Below are 15,430 nucleotides of genomic sequence, written 5' to 3'. Positions count from 1 at the left end.
GACCGGGAACATGACTGCTGTGGAACTCTCGGGCAAGGTCGCCCTGATCACCGGCGCCAGCCGCGGCATCGGCTACGGAGTCGCCGAGGCGCTCGTCGCGCGCGGCGACCGGGTCTGCATCACCGGCCGGGGCGAGGACGCCCTCAAGGAGGCCGTCGAAAAGCTCGGCACCGACCGGGCCGTGTACGTCGCCGGCAAGGCGCACGACGAGGCCCACCAGACCCTCGCCGTCGAGCGCGCGATGGAGGCCTTCGGCCGCGTCGACTACCTGGTCAACAACGCCGGCACCAACCCGGTGTTCGGGGCGATCGCCGACCTCGACCTGAACGTGGCGCGCAAGGTGTTCGAGACCAACGTGATCTCGGCGCTCGGCTTCGCGCAGAAGACCTGGCACGCCTGGCAGAAGGACAACGGCGGCGCGATCGTCAACATCGCCTCCGTCGCGGGCCTCGCGCCCTCCCCGTTCATCGCCGCCTACGGCGTCAGCAAGGCCGCGCTGATCAACCTGACCCAGCAGCTGGCGCACGAGTTCGCGCCCCGGGTGCGGGTCAACGCCATCGCCCCGGCGGTGGTCAAGACCAAGTTCGCGCAGGCGCTGTACGAGGGCCGGGAGGAGGAGGCCGCGGCGGGCTATCCGCTGGGCCGTCTCGGTGTGCCCTCCGACATCGGCGGTGCCGCCGCGTTCCTCACCTCGGACCAGTCGGACTGGGTCACCGGCCAGACCCTGGTCGTCGACGGCGGCATCTTCCTGAACGCCGGCGTGGCCTGACGCGAACGCCCGCGCGCGTGCGCCGAGCACACGCGCGGGCCCGTGCGGGACGGTCCCGGGACGGGCGATCCGTTGACGAAAACGGCGCCCGTGTCGGCGTAGCCGGTCCGCGACGGCGGGTGACAACGTAGTCATCCCGAATCGATCTCAAGAGCCGTACACGGGAGGGTCAGCAGGGGTGACACTGCGGTATGGTCTGCCGACCCTTGGCATGGCAGATCGAGGAGCGTGCGCGTGTTCAACCGGAAACGATGCCTGCGGCGGGTGGCGGCCATCGCGTCCATATCGTCCCTGTTGACCGGATGTGGCATCCTGTCGTCGGACAGCGCGGACGACGAGGGACCTATAGTCGTGGGCACCACCAGCTCGCCCAGCACGCTGGATCCTGCCGCCTCCTGGGACAGCTCCTGGGAGCTGTTCCGCAACATCTACCAGACCCTGCTGAGCTACCCGGTCGGTGCGACCACCCCGCAGCCGGACGCCGCGGAGAGCTGCGAGTTCTCCGACACCTCCAACCAGGTGTTCCGCTGCGAGCTGCGCGAGGGCCTGAAGTTCTCCGACGGCGGCACGCTCGACGCCAAGGCGGTCAAGCACTCCATCGACCGGATCCGGCAGATCAACGTCAACGGTGGTCCGGCCGGTCTGCTCGGCAGCCTGGAACGGGTGCAGGCGCCCAGCGAGAGCGAGGTCGTCTTCTACCTCAACAAGCCGGACGCCACCTTCCCGTTCGTGCTCGCCACCCCCGCCATGTCGATCGTCGACCCGGACGCCTACCCGGCCGACGCCCTGCGCGAGGACAGCGGGGTGGTCGGTTCGGGGCCCTACACCCTCCAGTCGTACGACGAGGGCGAGAAGGCCGAACTCGCCCGCAACGACCGCTACAAGGGTTACGCCGAGCGGAAGAACAACGCGGTCACCATCCGCTACTTCCAGGACTCCGGCACCATGGTCAAGGCGCTGCGCGACGACCAGATCGACCTGACCTACCGGGGTCTGGCCGCGGGCGACGTCGTCGACTTCCAGGGCAGGGCCTCCAAGGAGGAGGACATCCAGCTCATCGAGGGCAGCGGGACCGACATCAACTACCTGGTGTTCAACCCGAAGGACCCGTGGGCGGGCAAGAAGGAGGTGCGGCGGGCCGTCGCCCAGGTCGTCGACCGCGCCGCGATCGCGCACAAGGTCTACCGGGACACCGTCGACCCGCTGTACTCCATGGTCCCCAAGGGACTGACCGGGCACACCACCGGCTTCTTCGACGACTACGGCGACCCCAGCGTCGACAAGGCCCGGGAGATCCTCACCGACGCGGGAATCACCGAGCCGGTCCCGCTCACCCTCTGGTACACCACGGACCGCTACGGCTCCGAGACCGCGCTGGAGTTCAAGGAACTCGAGCGTCAGCTGGAGGCGTCGAAGCTGTTCGAGGTCACCCTCAAGAGCCGCCCCTGGAAGACGTACGTCGAGGGCTACCAGAAGGGCCAGTACCCGGTGTTCGGGCGTGGCTGGTTCCCCGACTTCCCGGACGCGGACAACTTCATCGCCCCGTTCGTCGGCAAGCAGAACGCGCTCGGTACGCCCTACGAGGCGACCAAGATCACGAACGATCTGCTGCCGAGCTCCCGGCGGGAGAGCGACCGCGGCAACGTGGTGAAGCAGTTCGAACAGGCTCAGCAGATCCTCCTCGACGACGTGCGGCTGCTGCCGCTGTGGCAGGGCCGGCAGTACGTGGCGGCGAGCCGGGACGTCTCGGGCGCGGAGCGGGCGCTGGACCCGTCCACGATCATGATGTTGTGGCAGCTCTCACGGAAGACCAGCTGGTAGAGCCCGGTACGACCGTCCGCGGGGCCGGTTGTCAGTGGTCGCCTGTAGGTTCTGTGGCCTGGAAGTGACCGCACACGTAAGGACATTGACGTGACCGACATCGCCATGCTGCCCGAGTCCTGGCGCGGGGTTCTGGGCGACGAACTGCAGCAGCCCTACTTCAAGGAGCTGGTCGAGTTCGTCGAGGAGGAGCGGGCGAACGGTCCCGTGTACCCGCCCCGCGAGGAGGTCTTCGCGGCGCTGGAGGCCACGCCGTACGACAAGGTGAAGGTCCTGGTCCTCGGCCAGGACCCGTACCACGGCGAGGGCCAGGGCCACGGCCTGTGCTTCTCGGTCCGGCCCGGCGTGAAGATCCCCCCGTCCCTGCGCAACATCTACAAGGAGATGCACGCCGAGCTGGGCACGCCCGTCCCGGACAACGGGTACCTGATGCCGTGGGCCCGGCAGGGCGTGCTGCTGCTCAACGCGGTGCTCACGGTCCGCGCCGGTGAGGCCAACTCGCACAAGGGGCGGGGCTGGGAGCTGTTCACCGACGCGGTGATCCGCGCGGTGGCGAACCGCCCCGACCCGGCGGTCTTCGTGCTGTGGGGCAACTACGCGCAGAAGAAGCTTCCGCTGATCGACGAGAGCCGCCACGTGGTGGTCAAGGGCGCGCACCCCTCGCCGCTGTCGGCGAAGAAGTTCTTCGGGTCCCGTCCGTTCACGCAGATCAACGAGGCGGTGGCCGCCCAGGGCCACGAGCCGATCGACTGGAGCATCCCGAGCGTGGGCTGACACACCGCCCGCCCCCGCTCGGCCGGGTGCGGACCGCCACGCCGGGCCCGCACCCGGCCGCCGTCCGGCCCGCTCGAGGGGCCACGGAGCGGCTTGTCCGGTATTGCCCCGGCGTGCGGTTAGCGTCGGGGGACGACAGCCGGCGAGGTGCGGAGGACGTGGTGGCGGAGCGACAGGGGCAGGCGGCGCCGGACGCCGTGCTGACGCGGATCGGTCAGGTCGTGATGCTGCACCACGCGGGGGACCGCGAGGAGGCCCGGCACCGGTTCCTGGGGCTGTGGGCCGAGATCGGCGAAAACGGCGACCCCCTGCACCGCTGCACACTCGCCCACTACCTCGCCGACACGCAGGACGACCCCGAGGACGAACTGGACTGGGACCTGCGGGCGCTGACGGCGGCCGAGGAGGCCGCGGACGACCGGCTCGCCGGGTACGAGGGGTCCCTCGCGGCGCGCGCCCTGTACCCCTCGCTGCACCTGAACCTGGCCGCGGACTATGCCCGCCTCGGCCGCACCGACGCCGCACGCTCGCACCTCCGCCGGGCCCGCGGCGCGGCCCTCACCCTCGCCGACGACCGCTACGGCGAGGGCGTACGGGCGGCCATTGGGCGGCTGGAGATCCTGCTGGGCGAGGGCGGGACGCCCGGCGGCCGGGTACCGCCGAGACAGCGCCCCTAGAGGTGTCGGCCGGTCACGCAGGCGTCTCGGGGTCCGGCCCGCCCCACCGGACCCCGTCCACCTCGGCCGCAGCGCGCCGCCCGTCCCCGCCGGCTCGATCCGCCGGACCGGCCCTGGCCGCGTCCGTGCCGCGCCGCCGTCGGCTCAGCGGCCGTAGGTCTCCCGGCAGATGGCCGCCTCCGGACTGTCCGCGCGCCAGCCGCCGTACTCCCGGCCCAGCGCACAGAGGTCCGGCTTGACCGAGGGGGCGGGGTTCATCGGCCCCCCGGCGCCCGGGAGGTCCACCGGCGGGCGCCGCGGGGGGACGTGACCGTCCGGCCGCGGCCGGACGGTCCGGCCGTCGGGGGGCGTGTTCCGCTCCGGCGCGGCCGGCGGCGCGGTGCGCTGCGACGGCGGCGCCGGCTTCTTCGGTGGCCGGGACGGGCCGACCATCTCCAGGGCCTCGCGCGCCGGTGCCTGCACGACCTGTGTTTCGTTCCGCCCGGCCGGGCCGGGCTCGGTCCGCTGGGACGGTGCCGCCGGGGGGCCGGGTGCGAGGGGCCGCTGGACCGTCACACAGCCCGAGAGGGCGGAGACCGCCACGGTCACCAGAAGCGTTGCTGTGGTCGTCGTTCGATGCACCCGCTCCACTCTGCTGGCTCCGCCCGCTCCGGAGCGGGCGGACAGGCGCAGCATGCCCCGCAAGGGTGATCTCCCGCCCCTAACGGAGGCCCCGGCGGCGCGGGGGTGACGTCACTCTCCGGTGACGCCGTCGAGCCGTTCGCGGATCAGATCGGCGTGGCCGTTGTGCCGCGCGTACTCCTCGATCATGTGCGTGTAGATCCAGCGCAGGGTGTACGGATCGGGGCTGAACCTGTGGCGGCCCCGGGACGGATCGCCCAGGGCGAAGCCGGCCGCGTGGCGCCGGGCGGCGTCGACCTCGGCCTGCCAGGCGGCGTACGCCTCCTGCCAGGTGTCCGCCTCGGTCACGTGGAACTCGCCGTCCGGGTCGGCCTCGCTGTAGTAGAGGGGGCCGGCGTCCTCGCCCGCGAGCACCCTGCGGAACCAGCCGCGCTCCACCTCGGCCATGTGCCGGACCAGGCCCAGCAGGGACAGCTCCGAGGGGGGCACCGACGCGGTGCGCAGCTGTTCCCCGGTCAGTCCTTCGCACTTCCGGGCGAGGGTGCCGCGGTGGTAGTCGAGCCACCCCTCCAGCATGGTGCGCTCGTCGGCGTCGACGGCGGGTTCACTGCGCTCGATCGTCATGCCGCCATCCTGCCCAGGGAAGATCCTCTTCACCAGGGCTTTTCGGTGCCGAGCATCCCGGCCAGCAGTTCCCGCAGGTCCGCGCGGACCTCCTCGAGGCCCGGCACGCGTGCGCTGAAGGAACCGGCCACGCAGGAGAACATCAGGCCGTCCGCCCAGGCGATCAGGGACAGCGAGTGGCGCTCGGGGTCCGTGGAGCCGAGTCCGGTGACCAGGGCGGTCAGCTGATCGCGGAAGCGGGCGCCGGCCGCGTCGAAGTACGCCCGCAGCTCCGGTCGGCGGGTGGCCTCCAGCGCCAGTTCGTAGCGGGCGAGGGTCAGCGCCCGGTTCCGGGTGAGCGCGCGGTGCGCGGCCACGGCCATGGCGTCCACCAGTGGGCCGGCACCGGCCCACGGGTCCGGCATCTCGTGCAGCCCGAGAACCCGAGCCTCCCGCTCGGCGAGCCGCCGCACCGCCAGCTCCAGCAGTGCCTGCCGCGTACGCGCCAGGTTCGACGTGGACCCCTGGGGGAGCCCGGCCGCCTCGTCGACCGCCCGGTGGGTCAGCCCGCGCATCCCGCGTTCGGCGAGCAGGGCCAGGGCGGTGTCGGCGACGAGATCGGCGCGGGAGGCGCCTGCGGCGTGTACGGACATGGAGGTCAAACTACCCGCTTCACTACGACTGTAGTACGTTGGAGCCCACGGTTCACTACAGATGTAGTCCACGACTCGAGGAGGAGCCATGACGCGGGTGGAGCGGGCGATCGTGATCGGCGGCGGAATCGGCGGCCTGACGGCGGCGGTCGCCCTGCACCGGCGCGGTGTCCGCGTCACGGTGCTGGAGCGCGCCGACTCCCTGGAACCGGTCGGCGCGGCCATCTCCCTGTCCCCGAACGCGCTGCGCGGGCTGGACGTCATCGGACTCGGCGACGACATCCGTGCCCTGTCCGCCTGGCAGGGCGACGGAGGGCTGCGCGCGCCCGGCGGACGGTGGCTGTCCCGGACCAGTGCCGCCGCCGCGGCCGAGCGCTTCGGCGGACCCCTCGTCCTGCTCCACCGCGCCACCCTCGTCGGCCACCTCGCCGCGCGGCTGCCGTCCGATGCCGTCCGCACGGCCGCCGATGCCCGTCTCCTGGATTCAGGGGCCGCGGGTGACGCGGGCCGGCCGGCCCGCGTCACCACCCCCGGCGGCGAACTGGAGGCCGACCTGGTGGTGGCGGCCGACGGCATCCGCTCCGCCGTGCGCGGCACGCTCTTCCCCGGCCACCCCGGGCCGGTGTACTCCGGGTTCACCACCTGGCGGGTGGTGATCCCGCTGCCCGGCGTGGAGTTCGCCTCGCACGAGACCTGGGGCCGGGGCCGCATCTGGGGCACGCACCCGCTCAAGGACGGCAGGATCTACGCCTACGCCGCCGCCGTCGCCCCCGCGGGAGAGCACGCCCCGGACGACGAGCGCTCCGAACTGCTGCGGCTCTACGGCGACTGGCACACCCCGGTCCCCGAGGTGCTGGCCGCCGCCCGCCCCGAGGACGTGCTGCGCCACGACGTCCACCACATCGCCGAGCCGCTGCCCGCCCTCCACCACGGCCGGGTGGCGCTGCTCGGCGACGCCGCGCACGCCATGCCGCCGACCCTCGGACAGGGCGGCAACCAGGCCGTCGAGGACGCGATCACCCTCGCCCACCACCTGGACGACCTGCCCGGTTACACCGCGGCCCGGCTGCCCCGCACCACCGCGATCGCCCGCCGGGCCGTGCGGGTGGCCCGCGTCAACCTGATGACCGGCCGGGTGGGCACCGCCGTACGCGACAACGCCCTGGTCGCGCTGTCGAAGGCCGCTCCGGCGCTGTTCCTGCGGGGATTCGACGGCATCGCCGACTGGCGGCCGCCCGGGGGCACCACCCGCTCGGGTGAGGGCGGGAGCGGGGGAGGCCGTATGCTCGCAGACCACGGCAGGCAAGGGCTAGAGGAGAACACCCCGTGAAGGTCGGCTGCATCGGACTCGGTGACATCGCGCGGAAGGCCTATCTCCCGGTGCTCGCCGCGCAGCCCGGGGTGGAACTGCACCTGCAGACCCGCACCCCCGCCACCTTGGAGCGGGTCGCCGACAGCCTGCACCTCCCGGCCGGCCGGCGCCACGCTGACCTCGCCTCCCTGCTTGCCCAGGACCTCGACGCGGCCTTCGTGCACGCGCCGACCCAGGTCCACCCCGAGATCGTGACGCGGCTCCTCGATGCGGGCGTACCGACGTACGTCGACAAGCCGCTCGCCTACGAACTCGCCGACTCCGAGCGGCTGGTGGCGCTCGCCGAGGAGCGGGGCACGAGCCTCGCCGTCGGCTTCAACCGCCGCTTCGCCCCGGGATACACGCAGTGCGCGGACCATCCGCGCGAGCTGATCCTCATGCAGAAGAACCGGATCGGGCTGCCGGAGGAACCGCGCACGATGGTCCTCGACGACTTCATCCACGTCGTGGACACCCTGCGCTTCCTGGTCCCCGGCCAGGTGGACGACGTGACCGTGCGCGCCCGCACCGTGGACGGGCTGCTGCACCACGTCGTGCTCCAGCTCTCCGGGGACGGCTTCACCGCGCTCGGCGTGATGAACCGGCTCAGCGGTTCGGCCGAGGAGATCCTGGAGGTCTCCGGGCAGGACACCAAGCGTCAGGTGGTCAACCTCGCCGAGGTGATCGACCACAAGGGCCAGCCGACCGTGCGGCGGAGGGGCGACTGGGTGCCGGTGGCGCGGCAGCGCGGCATCGAGCAGGCGGTGCTCGCCTTCCTCGACGCGGTGCGGGCGGGCAAGGTGCTCAGTGCCCGGGACGCGCTGGCGACCCATGAGCTGTGCGAACGGGTGGTACGCGCGATCCACGAGCGCCCCGCCTGACGCGCACCACCTCGGTGACGCCCCAGATCCCGAGGACCAGCAGCGCCGCGTGCAGCGGCCAGTCGCCGAAGCGGACGTAGGGCGTGGTGCCGTGCGCCAGCGGCACCTCGTAGACCTGTGCGGCGACGGTGTCCGTGCCGAGCCGCGGGCCGACGCGCGCGCCGTCCGGCCCGTACACGGCGGAGACGCCGGTCAGGGTCGCGTGGACCATCGGGCGGCCGGTCTCCGCGGCGCGCAGCGCGGCCAGCGAGGCATGCTGCCCGGGCGCCCAGCTCTGCTGGAACGTCGACGTGGAGGACTGGGCGAGCAGCACGTCGGCGCCGTCCTCGGCGAGATGCCGGCTCATGTCGGGGAAGGCGGACTCGAAGCACACCATGGGGCCGATCCGCAGCCCGTCCCCCGCGTCCATCACCACCTGCCGGGAGCCCTGGCGGCGGTCCTCGCCGGCCGCCTTGCCGACGGACGTCGCCCAGCCCAGCAGGGAACGGGCCGGGATGTACTCGCCGAACGGGACCAGCCGCATCTTGTCGTACCGGTCCCCGGTGGGGCCGTCCGGGCCGACCAGGACCGAGCTCTTGTAGATGCCCCGCTTGTCGGAGCGCCGGGCGTCCACGTTGACCAGGATGCTCGCGCCCGTCTCGCGGGACAGCGCGGCCAGCCGCCGCGCGAGGTCGGGGCGGTCCCCGAGGTCGAAGCCGACGCTGCTCTCGCCCCAGACGATCAGACCGACGTCCTGACCGGCCAGCTCGCGCGTGAGCCGTTCCTCGCGGTCGAAGCGGCGGTCGGCGCTGTCCGGCCCGGAGACGACCCCCGGCTGTACGAGCGCGATCCGGACCCGGTCCCCGGTGTCCGGGCGCGGCGACCACACCCAGGCGGCGGAGGTGGCCGCGGCCGTGGCGACCAGCCCGGCCACGGCCGGGACCCGGGCCCGGCGGACCGCGACGAGCACGGCCACGGCGACGTTCAGGGCCACCACCAGGAAGCTCGGCAGCCACACCCCGCCCACCGACGCCAGGCGCAGCGCCGCCTCGACCTCCCACTGGCTCGCGCCGAGCACGCCCCAGGGACCGCCGAGCCCCTGCCAGGAGCGGACCAGCTCGATCGCCAGCCACCCCGACGGCACCACGACGAGCGCGGCCGCGACCCGCCCGCGCGACGGCACCCCGCCCAGCAGCCGCCGCACCAGCCAGCCCCACGGCGCCCACAGCGCGCCGAGCAGGGCGGCGATGACGAACGTGAACACGTGCAGGTTCGGCAGCAGCCAGTGGTGCATGGCCAGCATGAAGCCGAACCCGCCCCACCAGCCGTCGAAGGCCGCCCGTTTCCCCGTCGGAGCGGTACGGGCCAGCAGGATCCAGGGGACCAGGGCGACGTAGGCGAACCACCACAGGGACGGGGCGGGAAACGCCAGGACGGGCAGGGCACCCACGACCGCGGCGGCGGTCGAGCGGCGCCACGGGGAGGCGAGCCAGTGGCCGAGCGTCTTCATAGGCGCCTCCCTACCCCGTGGTGCCTCCAGTGTGCGTCCCGGACGTGATCCGGAACAGTGCACGCCGGTTCAGTTGATCACAGGAGCGGCCCGCCGGTCGGGGGCGCGCCGCCACTTCTCCCGCACGACCACCCCGCTCAGCCGCCAGCCGTCGTCCGTACGCAGCACCGCGAAGGCGCACCGGCCGCCGGACACGAGGTCCGGCTCGGCGGACGCGCCGTCCTGCCCGGCACGGCCCAGCGGGCTCACGTAGTCGGCCTGCACCTCCGCCGTGTCGCCGGTGTCCTGTTCCCATACGCCGAACCGCACCCGCCGGTTGACGATCAGGTGCTGCCGCACGGGGAAGCCCCGGAGGCTCTCCGCGAGCCATCCGGCCACCGCCCCGGCGTCCCCCTCGATGCCGCCGGCCGAGCGGTAGTCCGCCCGCCCGTCCGGGGTGAACAGCCCCCGCCAGGCCTGCCAGTCACCGTCGTCCACGGCCACCGCGTACTCGGTGACGAGCCCGTCCACGGCCAGATGGTCCCTCACGGTCGCGAGCTCCACACGCTGCGTCATCGGCTCAGTGTTGACCATGGGACGGGCCGAGCCAAGGGGGCGTGCGCGGATAATCACCGGCCTGCGGCCCGGGCGGGGCCGAGGCCGTGCACCGTGATCTGACCCGAATGCCGGGCCCCTGCGCGCGTCGGCCCGGGGAAGCCCTGCGGGACGCGTCGACCGGGCTAGCGTCGACCGGCATGCGACCTGGGAGCACGGGAGGTGTCGCGATGCCGGCCGTTGGATCACGCACCGACGCGACACCCCTGCCGGTCATCATCGGACTCGCCCTCGCCTTCACGGTGACGGTCGTCGATCCGCTGGTGCTCAGCCTGAACATGCCCCAGGTGACCCGCGCCCTGAGCGTCCCGCCGCAGGTTGTCGGGCTACTGGGCGGAGCGGCGACGCTGGTGATGGCCGCCTCCGTCCTCGCCGCGGGCAGGATCGGGGATGCCGTCGGGCTCAAGCGGCTGCTGATGCTGGGGCTGGCCCTCGTCACGGTCGTCGACCTGCTTTCCGTACTGTCTCCCGCCTACGGCTTTCTGCTGGGAATGCGCTTCCTGGTCGGGCTGGGGATGACCGCGCTGCTGGGAGTGCCGCTGGCCCTGCTGAAAGTGTCCGTGGCGCCGGAGAGGCGGCCGGTGGCCATCGGTGTGCTGATGGCCGTCTACGTGGTGCTGTGCGGGGTGATCCCCCCCATCGCCGGCTGGGCGGTGGCAGCCGCCGGCTGGCGGGTCGTCTTCCTGATCGCCCCGATGCTGTGCCTGGTCTCGCTCTGGTTGGTCGCCCGGTACGTCCCTGAGCCACCCGTTCAGCGGGGCCGTCGCCTCGACGCGGTCGGTGTCACCCTGATCGGGGTGACCCTGCTGGCCCTCGTCGTGGGCCTCGCCGCGGCACAAAACGGCGTCACCCGACCCGGGACCTGGGTACCCCTGGTGACCGGCGCGGTCCTCGCCGTGCTCTTCGTGCTCCACGCACGCCGCGCTCCCGATCCCGCGCTGGACCTGGAGCTGTTCCGCAGCGCACCGTTCACCGTCGCCCTGGCGGCGACCCTCACGCTGAACTTCCTGATCGCCGGGCTCGGCATCGTCCTGGGGCAGTTCGGCACCGCGGTGCTGTCGTTGTCCCCCGAGGCCATCGGCCTGCTGTACCTGCCGGGCACCGTGCTGATCGCAGGTGCCGTGATCCTCGCCGGGCGCCTGGTCGGTACGTACACCCCGCGGCCGGTGATGGTCACCGGTCTGCTGGTGATGGCGGCCGGCGGACTGCTGATGGCGGCCACCGCCGGCCCCACGATGGCGGTATGGCTGCTCGTGCCGGCCGTCTGGCTGTGCAACCTGGGGGCGGTGGTCACGTCCGCGGCGGTGTCCGAGACGGTCCTCTCCCAGGCGCCGCCCGGGCGTTCGGGCACGGTGGCGTCCGTCCAGATGGCCTTCGCGGTGACCGGCGCCGCAATGGGGCCCACCGTCTTTCTCCTGTTGCTGGGCCTCTTCTTCCGGCGGCGGTGGCTGGCGGACGCGGAGTCACGTGGGCTGTCGGCGACCCGGGCCGAGCGGGCCGTGGACGCCGTGCGCAGCGGGATGGCGCAGAGCCCGGGCAGCTCCGTGTACGACCCGAACCTGCTCCGTCAGGCATCAGGGCTGGACCTCGGGCTGGACTTCGCCGACGGACTGCGGCTCACCATGCTGGCCGTCAGCATCCTGCCACTCGTCGTGGCGGTGGCGGCCTTCCTGCTGATGCCTCGTCGCAAGGAACCCCGGGCAGCATAGGGTTCCGCCCCCCGGAATCGTCCCTTTCCCGCACAGGCCGACCCGCAAGTGGTGAGCCGGCCACGGCACTCCTACAGTGAAAACTGAGCCCTTTGCCGGGGAAATCGAGCTTCCGGACCGAATCCAGATGCCCCGAGGAAGCCGCCGCGCGTCGAAAAGCACTTTCATGGTCATGAAACCACCTCCGTCACCTTCCGCCCCGAGCCGTACTCTGACCGCCCGGCCGGAACACGACGCGGTCGTGCGTGAATACACACTCACGGACACACCCGCCGCCCTGCACTATCGCTTGCATGTGGGCAGTCTCGCCTTTTCGTCCAGCATCTCCTACACGTCCATCCCGGGGTGGTCCGACGTCTTCGCCGCCATGCCCGCACGGCAGAACGTTCTGCGGCTGGTCAGCGCGTTGATCGCCTGGGACGCCATGCGGTTCCTCGCGCTGGGCGGTGAGCGTCTTGTTCTGCCACCCGGCCTGCCCTGCGACGCCGTCATCAGTGCGATGTGGCGCCGGTGTTTTCTGAACCAGTTCGGTGAGTGGCGTTACCGCAACGGCATCCGTTACCGCGGCAGCGCGCCGGAATTGGTGTCGCCACCGGGTTCCCCCGCGGACGAGGTGCGCGGGGGAGGCGGCACGTCGCACACCGCCGGCCGCGCCCTGTTGACCAACGGCGGCGGCAAGGACACCTTGGCCGGAATGATGATCCTCGGCAGGAGCGGCATCGATCATGACGTGTACGAGGCCTACCTGCCCGTCGGCGGTGACCACGCACTGCAGCGTCACCTGCTGGAGAACCTGCGGGTCGGTGCGGAGGCGCAGCGCACCGAGGTGGTCCGCGTGTACGTCCACGACGACTTCTACAGCAGGTCCGCAGCCGAGTTCACCGACGCCGGTGTGACGGTAGATCATTACCGGACCGACTTCGCGGTCGGGCACACGGCCAATTACATCGGTTACATTCCGGTCCTCCTGCACGGCGGCTATGACCGCGTATGGTTCAACATCGAGCGATCCGCGGATGACCCTCATGTGGTGTGGGGCGGTGAGGAGATCAGCCATCAGTGGTGCAAGAGCAGGGAATACCAGTCGATATCTTCGCTCCTCTTCTCGGAACTCACCGGCTGCGACTGGTTCATGGGCTTCGAATCCACGTTGCGCGGTCTCTACGACCACGCGATCTACCGCATAGTCGCTACCCGGCCGGATCTCCTCCTCCGTACGCATTCGTGCAACTACGGGAAACCCTGGTGCGGCCGATGCCCCAAGTGCTGCTTCTGCTACCTCATGACGACCGCTTTTCTGGGGGAGAATTACGCGCGGAGGCTGCTTGGTGCGGAAGAGAGTCCACTTGCGGATCCGCGGAACCTTCCGGTGTGGGAATCTCTCATGGATTCATCCCGGGTTGCCTGGGAATGTGTACCGTCCCATCAGGAGATCGTGACCGCGGCGGACCAGTGCCTCGCGCGAGGTGTCGATTACCCGGTACTGCGCCGTTACGCGCCCGAACGCGCGGCGGCGGACCGGCTCCGTCGACGCTTCCTCGACATCGACTGGCCGAACGTTTCCGCCCCGGTAGCGGCGGCCGTACGTGATCTGGCGGCACATCCGGTCCTCCCGCCACAGGTGCGGTGACGGCCGTCGAGTGTCTCCGCCGGCGTCCGCCCCGGGCACCTTCGGCAGCCGGTCATCGGTCCGCGGCGCGCACCCGGCCGGGCGCGGGCCCAACGCTGGACCGCGTCAACTCCGCTGGACGGGCCCGCCGAAGCGTGGATCATGGAGCGGTGGTGAAGTGGACGCAGAAGGCGGCCCCGGTCGGGCGGCCGAAGCGGGAGCCGGAGCTGCTGGCCTGTCAGCGGGCGATGAGGGACCGGCTCCTTGAGGCCCCCGCGGTGCCCGCGCCGGAACCCCTGGCGGTCCGTTGCCTTCGTCCCGGTCGGTGGGCTCCTCGGGGTCGGCTTCGCCACGCATCCCGACAGCGGCCACGATCTGGTGATGGCCGTCTCCCGCGACGGTCACGGACTCTTCGACGGCGTCACCGTGGAGAAGATCGCCAGGGACCGTGACCCCGATCCCGAGGACGGCGCCGAGGCGGCTGCCGACCTCTCCTGCCCCGGCTTGGGGCCGGTCATTGAAAGCCGCGTACACATCGCGGGGCTCTACGGCGGAGGGCTGCACACCACCACCGCGGACGGCTGGACGCTGGAGATCGTCACCCCGGACTGGCCGAACGACCGTGTCCTGCTGTCCCGCGACGGCGGGCTGCCCCACGCCGGTCCGCACGGAGAGCGGTGGTGACACATCTTCCGCTCCTACTGGTCCGAACTCCGGGCAGTCGGTTTCCAGCGACGAGCAGCGACATTTCCCTGTGGGCCCGCCGCCCGGCCCGCCGCCCGGCCGCCCGGGAGGAACTGGCGATGTCCGAGTGGTATCGGTCGTCGATCGACTGAGAGGGCCCCCGCACCCCTCACCGAGGTCGGACGAGGAGAGGCAGGCCCTCGGGCAGCGGGCGCGAGTGGCCTCGGCGACTGTGCGCCGGGAGCTGGACACGGGCTGGACCGCACGCGGCGAGAGCCTGCTCCGGGGGCAGCGGCGTTTCCGCCCGAGCAGTCCCGAGCAGTGACGGACCCGTGGCGAACGGTGTTCGTGAAGGAACGGCCGTGCCCCTCGACGGCAAAGAGGCTCGCGTATCTGGGAGCCTGAGGATCTTCGTCTCGTGCTCTTTGCCAGGAGGTATTCATGAAGCGTCTGGTCACGGTGGTCACCGGTGGGAGCCGGGGGATCGGGGCCGCGACCTGTCTGCGGCTCGCGGCTCAGGGGCACGACGTGGTGGTGGACTACGTCCGCGACCGCGCTGCCGCCGAGGCGGTGGCGGAGGGTGTGCGGGCGGCCGGGGCGCGGGCCGCGACCGTGCGCGCGGACACGTCCGTCGAGGCGGAGGTCGAGCGGCTCTTCGAAGTGGCGGAGCGGGAGCTCGGACCGGTGACGGGGCTGGTGAACAACGCGGCGGTGACGGGGCCGCTCGGGCGGTTCACCGAGGCCGACACCGGCACCCTGCGGCGGGTCGTCGACGTCAACCTCATGGGGACGCTGCTGTGTGCGCGGCGGGCCGCGCAGCTCATGGTCCCGCGGGGCGAGGGCGTGATCGTGAACATCTCGTCGGGCGCCGCCACGCTGGGCAGTCCGAACGAGTACGTGCACTACGCGGCGACCAAGGCCGCCGTCGACACGCTGACCCTGGGACTGGCCAAGGAGCTCGGTCCGGACGGCATCCGCGTCAACGCGGTCGCTCCCGGTGTGATCGACACGGAGATGCACGCCGCCATGGGCGCCCCGGACCGCGCCCGGCAGGTCGCAGGCGCCGTTCCGCTGCGGCGGGCGGGGCAGGCCGAGGAGATCGCGGCGGCCGTGGCGTGGCTGATGTCGCCGGACGCCTCGTACACCACGGGGGCGGTGCTGCGGGTCGCGGGCGGGCGCTGAGGCGTCGCGGGAG

At 72.0% G+C, this 15,430-nt stretch carries 14 protein-coding genes and 1 pseudogene; 10 read left to right on the top strand and 5 right to left on the bottom strand.

The window, feature by feature from the left end; all coding sequences use genetic code 11:
• Positions 1-10 precede the first annotated feature (10 nt).
• From F1615_RS20820 to F1615_RS20805, 4 genes are all read left to right on the top strand, one after another.
• Positions 11-769 (top strand): SDR family oxidoreductase, encoded by a 759-nt coding sequence (locus F1615_RS20820; RefSeq protein WP_149550532.1) that lies wholly within the window; start codon positions 11-13, stop codon positions 767-769.
• 234 nt (positions 770-1,003) lie between these two features.
• Positions 1,004-2,590: an ABC transporter substrate-binding protein gene (locus F1615_RS20815; protein WP_167533811.1), complete on the top strand. Its 1,587-nt coding sequence runs from the start codon at positions 1,004-1,006 to the stop codon at positions 2,588-2,590.
• 90 nt (positions 2,591-2,680) lie between these two features.
• Positions 2,681-3,364 carry a uracil-DNA glycosylase gene (gene ung, locus F1615_RS20810; protein WP_149550530.1) on the top strand — a complete coding sequence of 228 codons (684 nt, stop codon included), beginning with the start codon at positions 2,681-2,683 and terminating at the stop codon, positions 3,362-3,364.
• Between the two features lie 161 nt (positions 3,365-3,525).
• The gene (locus tag F1615_RS20805; RefSeq protein ID WP_149550529.1) at positions 3,526-4,041 is read left to right on the top strand and encodes a hypothetical protein; all 516 of its coding nucleotides are present in this window, start codon (positions 3,526-3,528) and stop codon (positions 4,039-4,041) included.
• Between the two features lie 144 nt (positions 4,042-4,185).
• Here F1615_RS20805 and F1615_RS20800 read toward each other — a convergent pair whose 3' ends face one another.
• The 3 genes from F1615_RS20800 to F1615_RS20790 are packed head-to-tail and all read right to left on the bottom strand — an operon-like array spanning position 4,186 to position 5,918.
• Positions 4,186-4,716 (bottom strand): hypothetical protein, encoded by a 531-nt coding sequence (locus tag F1615_RS20800; protein WP_244328803.1) that lies wholly within the window; start codon positions 4,714-4,716, stop codon positions 4,186-4,188.
• A 57-nt stretch (positions 4,717-4,773) separates the two neighbouring features.
• Positions 4,774-5,286, bottom strand: a complete 513-nt coding sequence (locus F1615_RS20795; protein ID WP_149550528.1) for a DinB family protein — start codon at positions 5,284-5,286, stop codon at positions 4,774-4,776.
• A 29-nt stretch (positions 5,287-5,315) separates the two neighbouring features.
• Positions 5,316-5,918, bottom strand: coding sequence for a TetR/AcrR family transcriptional regulator (locus F1615_RS20790; RefSeq protein WP_149550527.1), 603 nt, complete (start codon positions 5,916-5,918; stop codon positions 5,316-5,318).
• Between the two features lie 88 nt (positions 5,919-6,006).
• Between F1615_RS20790 and F1615_RS20785 the strand changes: the two genes are divergently transcribed.
• The gene (locus tag F1615_RS20785) at positions 6,007-7,248 is read left to right on the top strand and encodes an FAD-dependent monooxygenase (RefSeq protein ID WP_149550526.1); all 1,242 of its coding nucleotides are present in this window, start codon (positions 6,007-6,009) and stop codon (positions 7,246-7,248) included.
• A complete protein-coding gene (locus tag F1615_RS20780) occupies positions 7,245-8,150 on the top strand; it encodes a Gfo/Idh/MocA family protein (protein WP_149550525.1) in 906 nt (301 codons plus the stop codon). Before F1615_RS20785 ends, F1615_RS20780 begins: the two co-directional genes overlap by 4 nt.
• Here the strand turns inward: F1615_RS20780 and lnt are convergent.
• Together lnt and F1615_RS20770 are read right to left on the bottom strand one after the other, a co-directional pair.
• Positions 8,074-9,639 carry an apolipoprotein N-acyltransferase gene (gene lnt / locus F1615_RS20775; RefSeq protein WP_149550524.1) on the bottom strand — a complete coding sequence of 522 codons (1,566 nt, stop codon included), beginning with the start codon at positions 9,637-9,639 and terminating at the stop codon, positions 8,074-8,076. The genes F1615_RS20780 and lnt overlap by 77 nt on opposite strands.
• Before the next feature lie 69 nt (positions 9,640-9,708).
• A complete protein-coding gene (locus tag F1615_RS20770) occupies positions 9,709-10,194 on the bottom strand; it encodes a nuclear transport factor 2 family protein (protein WP_149550523.1) in 486 nt (161 codons plus the stop codon).
• 209 nt (positions 10,195-10,403) lie between these two features.
• On the opposite strand from F1615_RS20770, the gene F1615_RS20765 reads away from it, so the two are divergent.
• The 4 genes and pseudogenes from F1615_RS20765 (at position 10,404) to F1615_RS20750 (ending at position 15,417) form a co-directional block, all read left to right on the top strand.
• Entirely contained in the window at positions 10,404-11,942 is a 1,539-nt protein-coding gene (locus F1615_RS20765; RefSeq protein WP_149550522.1) for an MFS transporter, read from the top strand.
• A gap of 241 nt (positions 11,943-12,183) precedes the next feature.
• On the top strand, positions 12,184-13,572 hold the full coding sequence (locus tag F1615_RS20760; RefSeq protein ID WP_149550521.1) for a hypothetical protein: 1,389 nt from the start codon (positions 12,184-12,186) through the stop codon (positions 13,570-13,572).
• Between the two features lie 227 nt (positions 13,573-13,799).
• A pseudogene (locus tag F1615_RS20755) lies at positions 13,800-14,387 on the top strand (hypothetical protein).
• 289 nt (positions 14,388-14,676) lie between these two features.
• The gene (locus F1615_RS20750; protein ID WP_149550520.1) at positions 14,677-15,417 is read left to right on the top strand and encodes an SDR family NAD(P)-dependent oxidoreductase; all 741 of its coding nucleotides are present in this window, start codon (positions 14,677-14,679) and stop codon (positions 15,415-15,417) included.
• The last annotated feature ends 13 nt before the right edge of the window (positions 15,418-15,430 follow it).

It is taken from the genome of Streptomyces marokkonensis, assembly GCF_008312835.1.
In the GTDB taxonomy this organism is placed as follows: domain Bacteria; phylum Actinomycetota; class Actinomycetes; order Streptomycetales; family Streptomycetaceae; genus Streptomyces; species Streptomyces marokkonensis_A.
This window is presented reverse-complemented; position numbering and strand designations above follow the sequence as displayed.

Bases quoted from the DNA above. Each gene is read 5' to 3' on its own strand.
- F1615_RS20770 (WP_149550523.1), bottom strand. From the start codon at position 10,194: ATGACGCAGCGTGTGGAGCTCGCGACCGTGAGGGACCATCTGGCCGTG.
- F1615_RS20795 (WP_149550528.1), bottom strand. From the start codon at position 5,286: ATGACGATCGAGCGCAGTGAACCCGCCGTCGACGCCGACGAGCGCACC.
- F1615_RS20785 (WP_149550526.1), top strand. From the start codon at position 6,007: ATGACGCGGGTGGAGCGGGCGATCGTGATCGGCGGCGGAATCGGCGGC.
- F1615_RS20765 (WP_149550522.1), top strand. From the start codon at position 10,404: ATGCCGGCCGTTGGATCACGCACCGACGCGACACCCCTGCCGGTCATC.
- F1615_RS20820 (WP_149550532.1), top strand. From the start codon at position 11: ATGACTGCTGTGGAACTCTCGGGCAAGGTCGCCCTGATCACCGGCGCC.
- F1615_RS20800 (WP_244328803.1), bottom strand. From the start codon at position 4,716: ATGCTGCGCCTGTCCGCCCGCTCCGGAGCGGGCGGAGCCAGCAGAGTG.
- F1615_RS20750 (WP_149550520.1), top strand. From the start codon at position 14,677: ATGAAGCGTCTGGTCACGGTGGTCACCGGTGGGAGCCGGGGGATCGGG.
- F1615_RS20790 (WP_149550527.1), bottom strand. From the start codon at position 5,918: ATGTCCGTACACGCCGCAGGCGCCTCCCGCGCCGATCTCGTCGCCGAC.
- lnt (WP_149550524.1), bottom strand. From the start codon at position 9,639: ATGAAGACGCTCGGCCACTGGCTCGCCTCCCCGTGGCGCCGCTCGACC.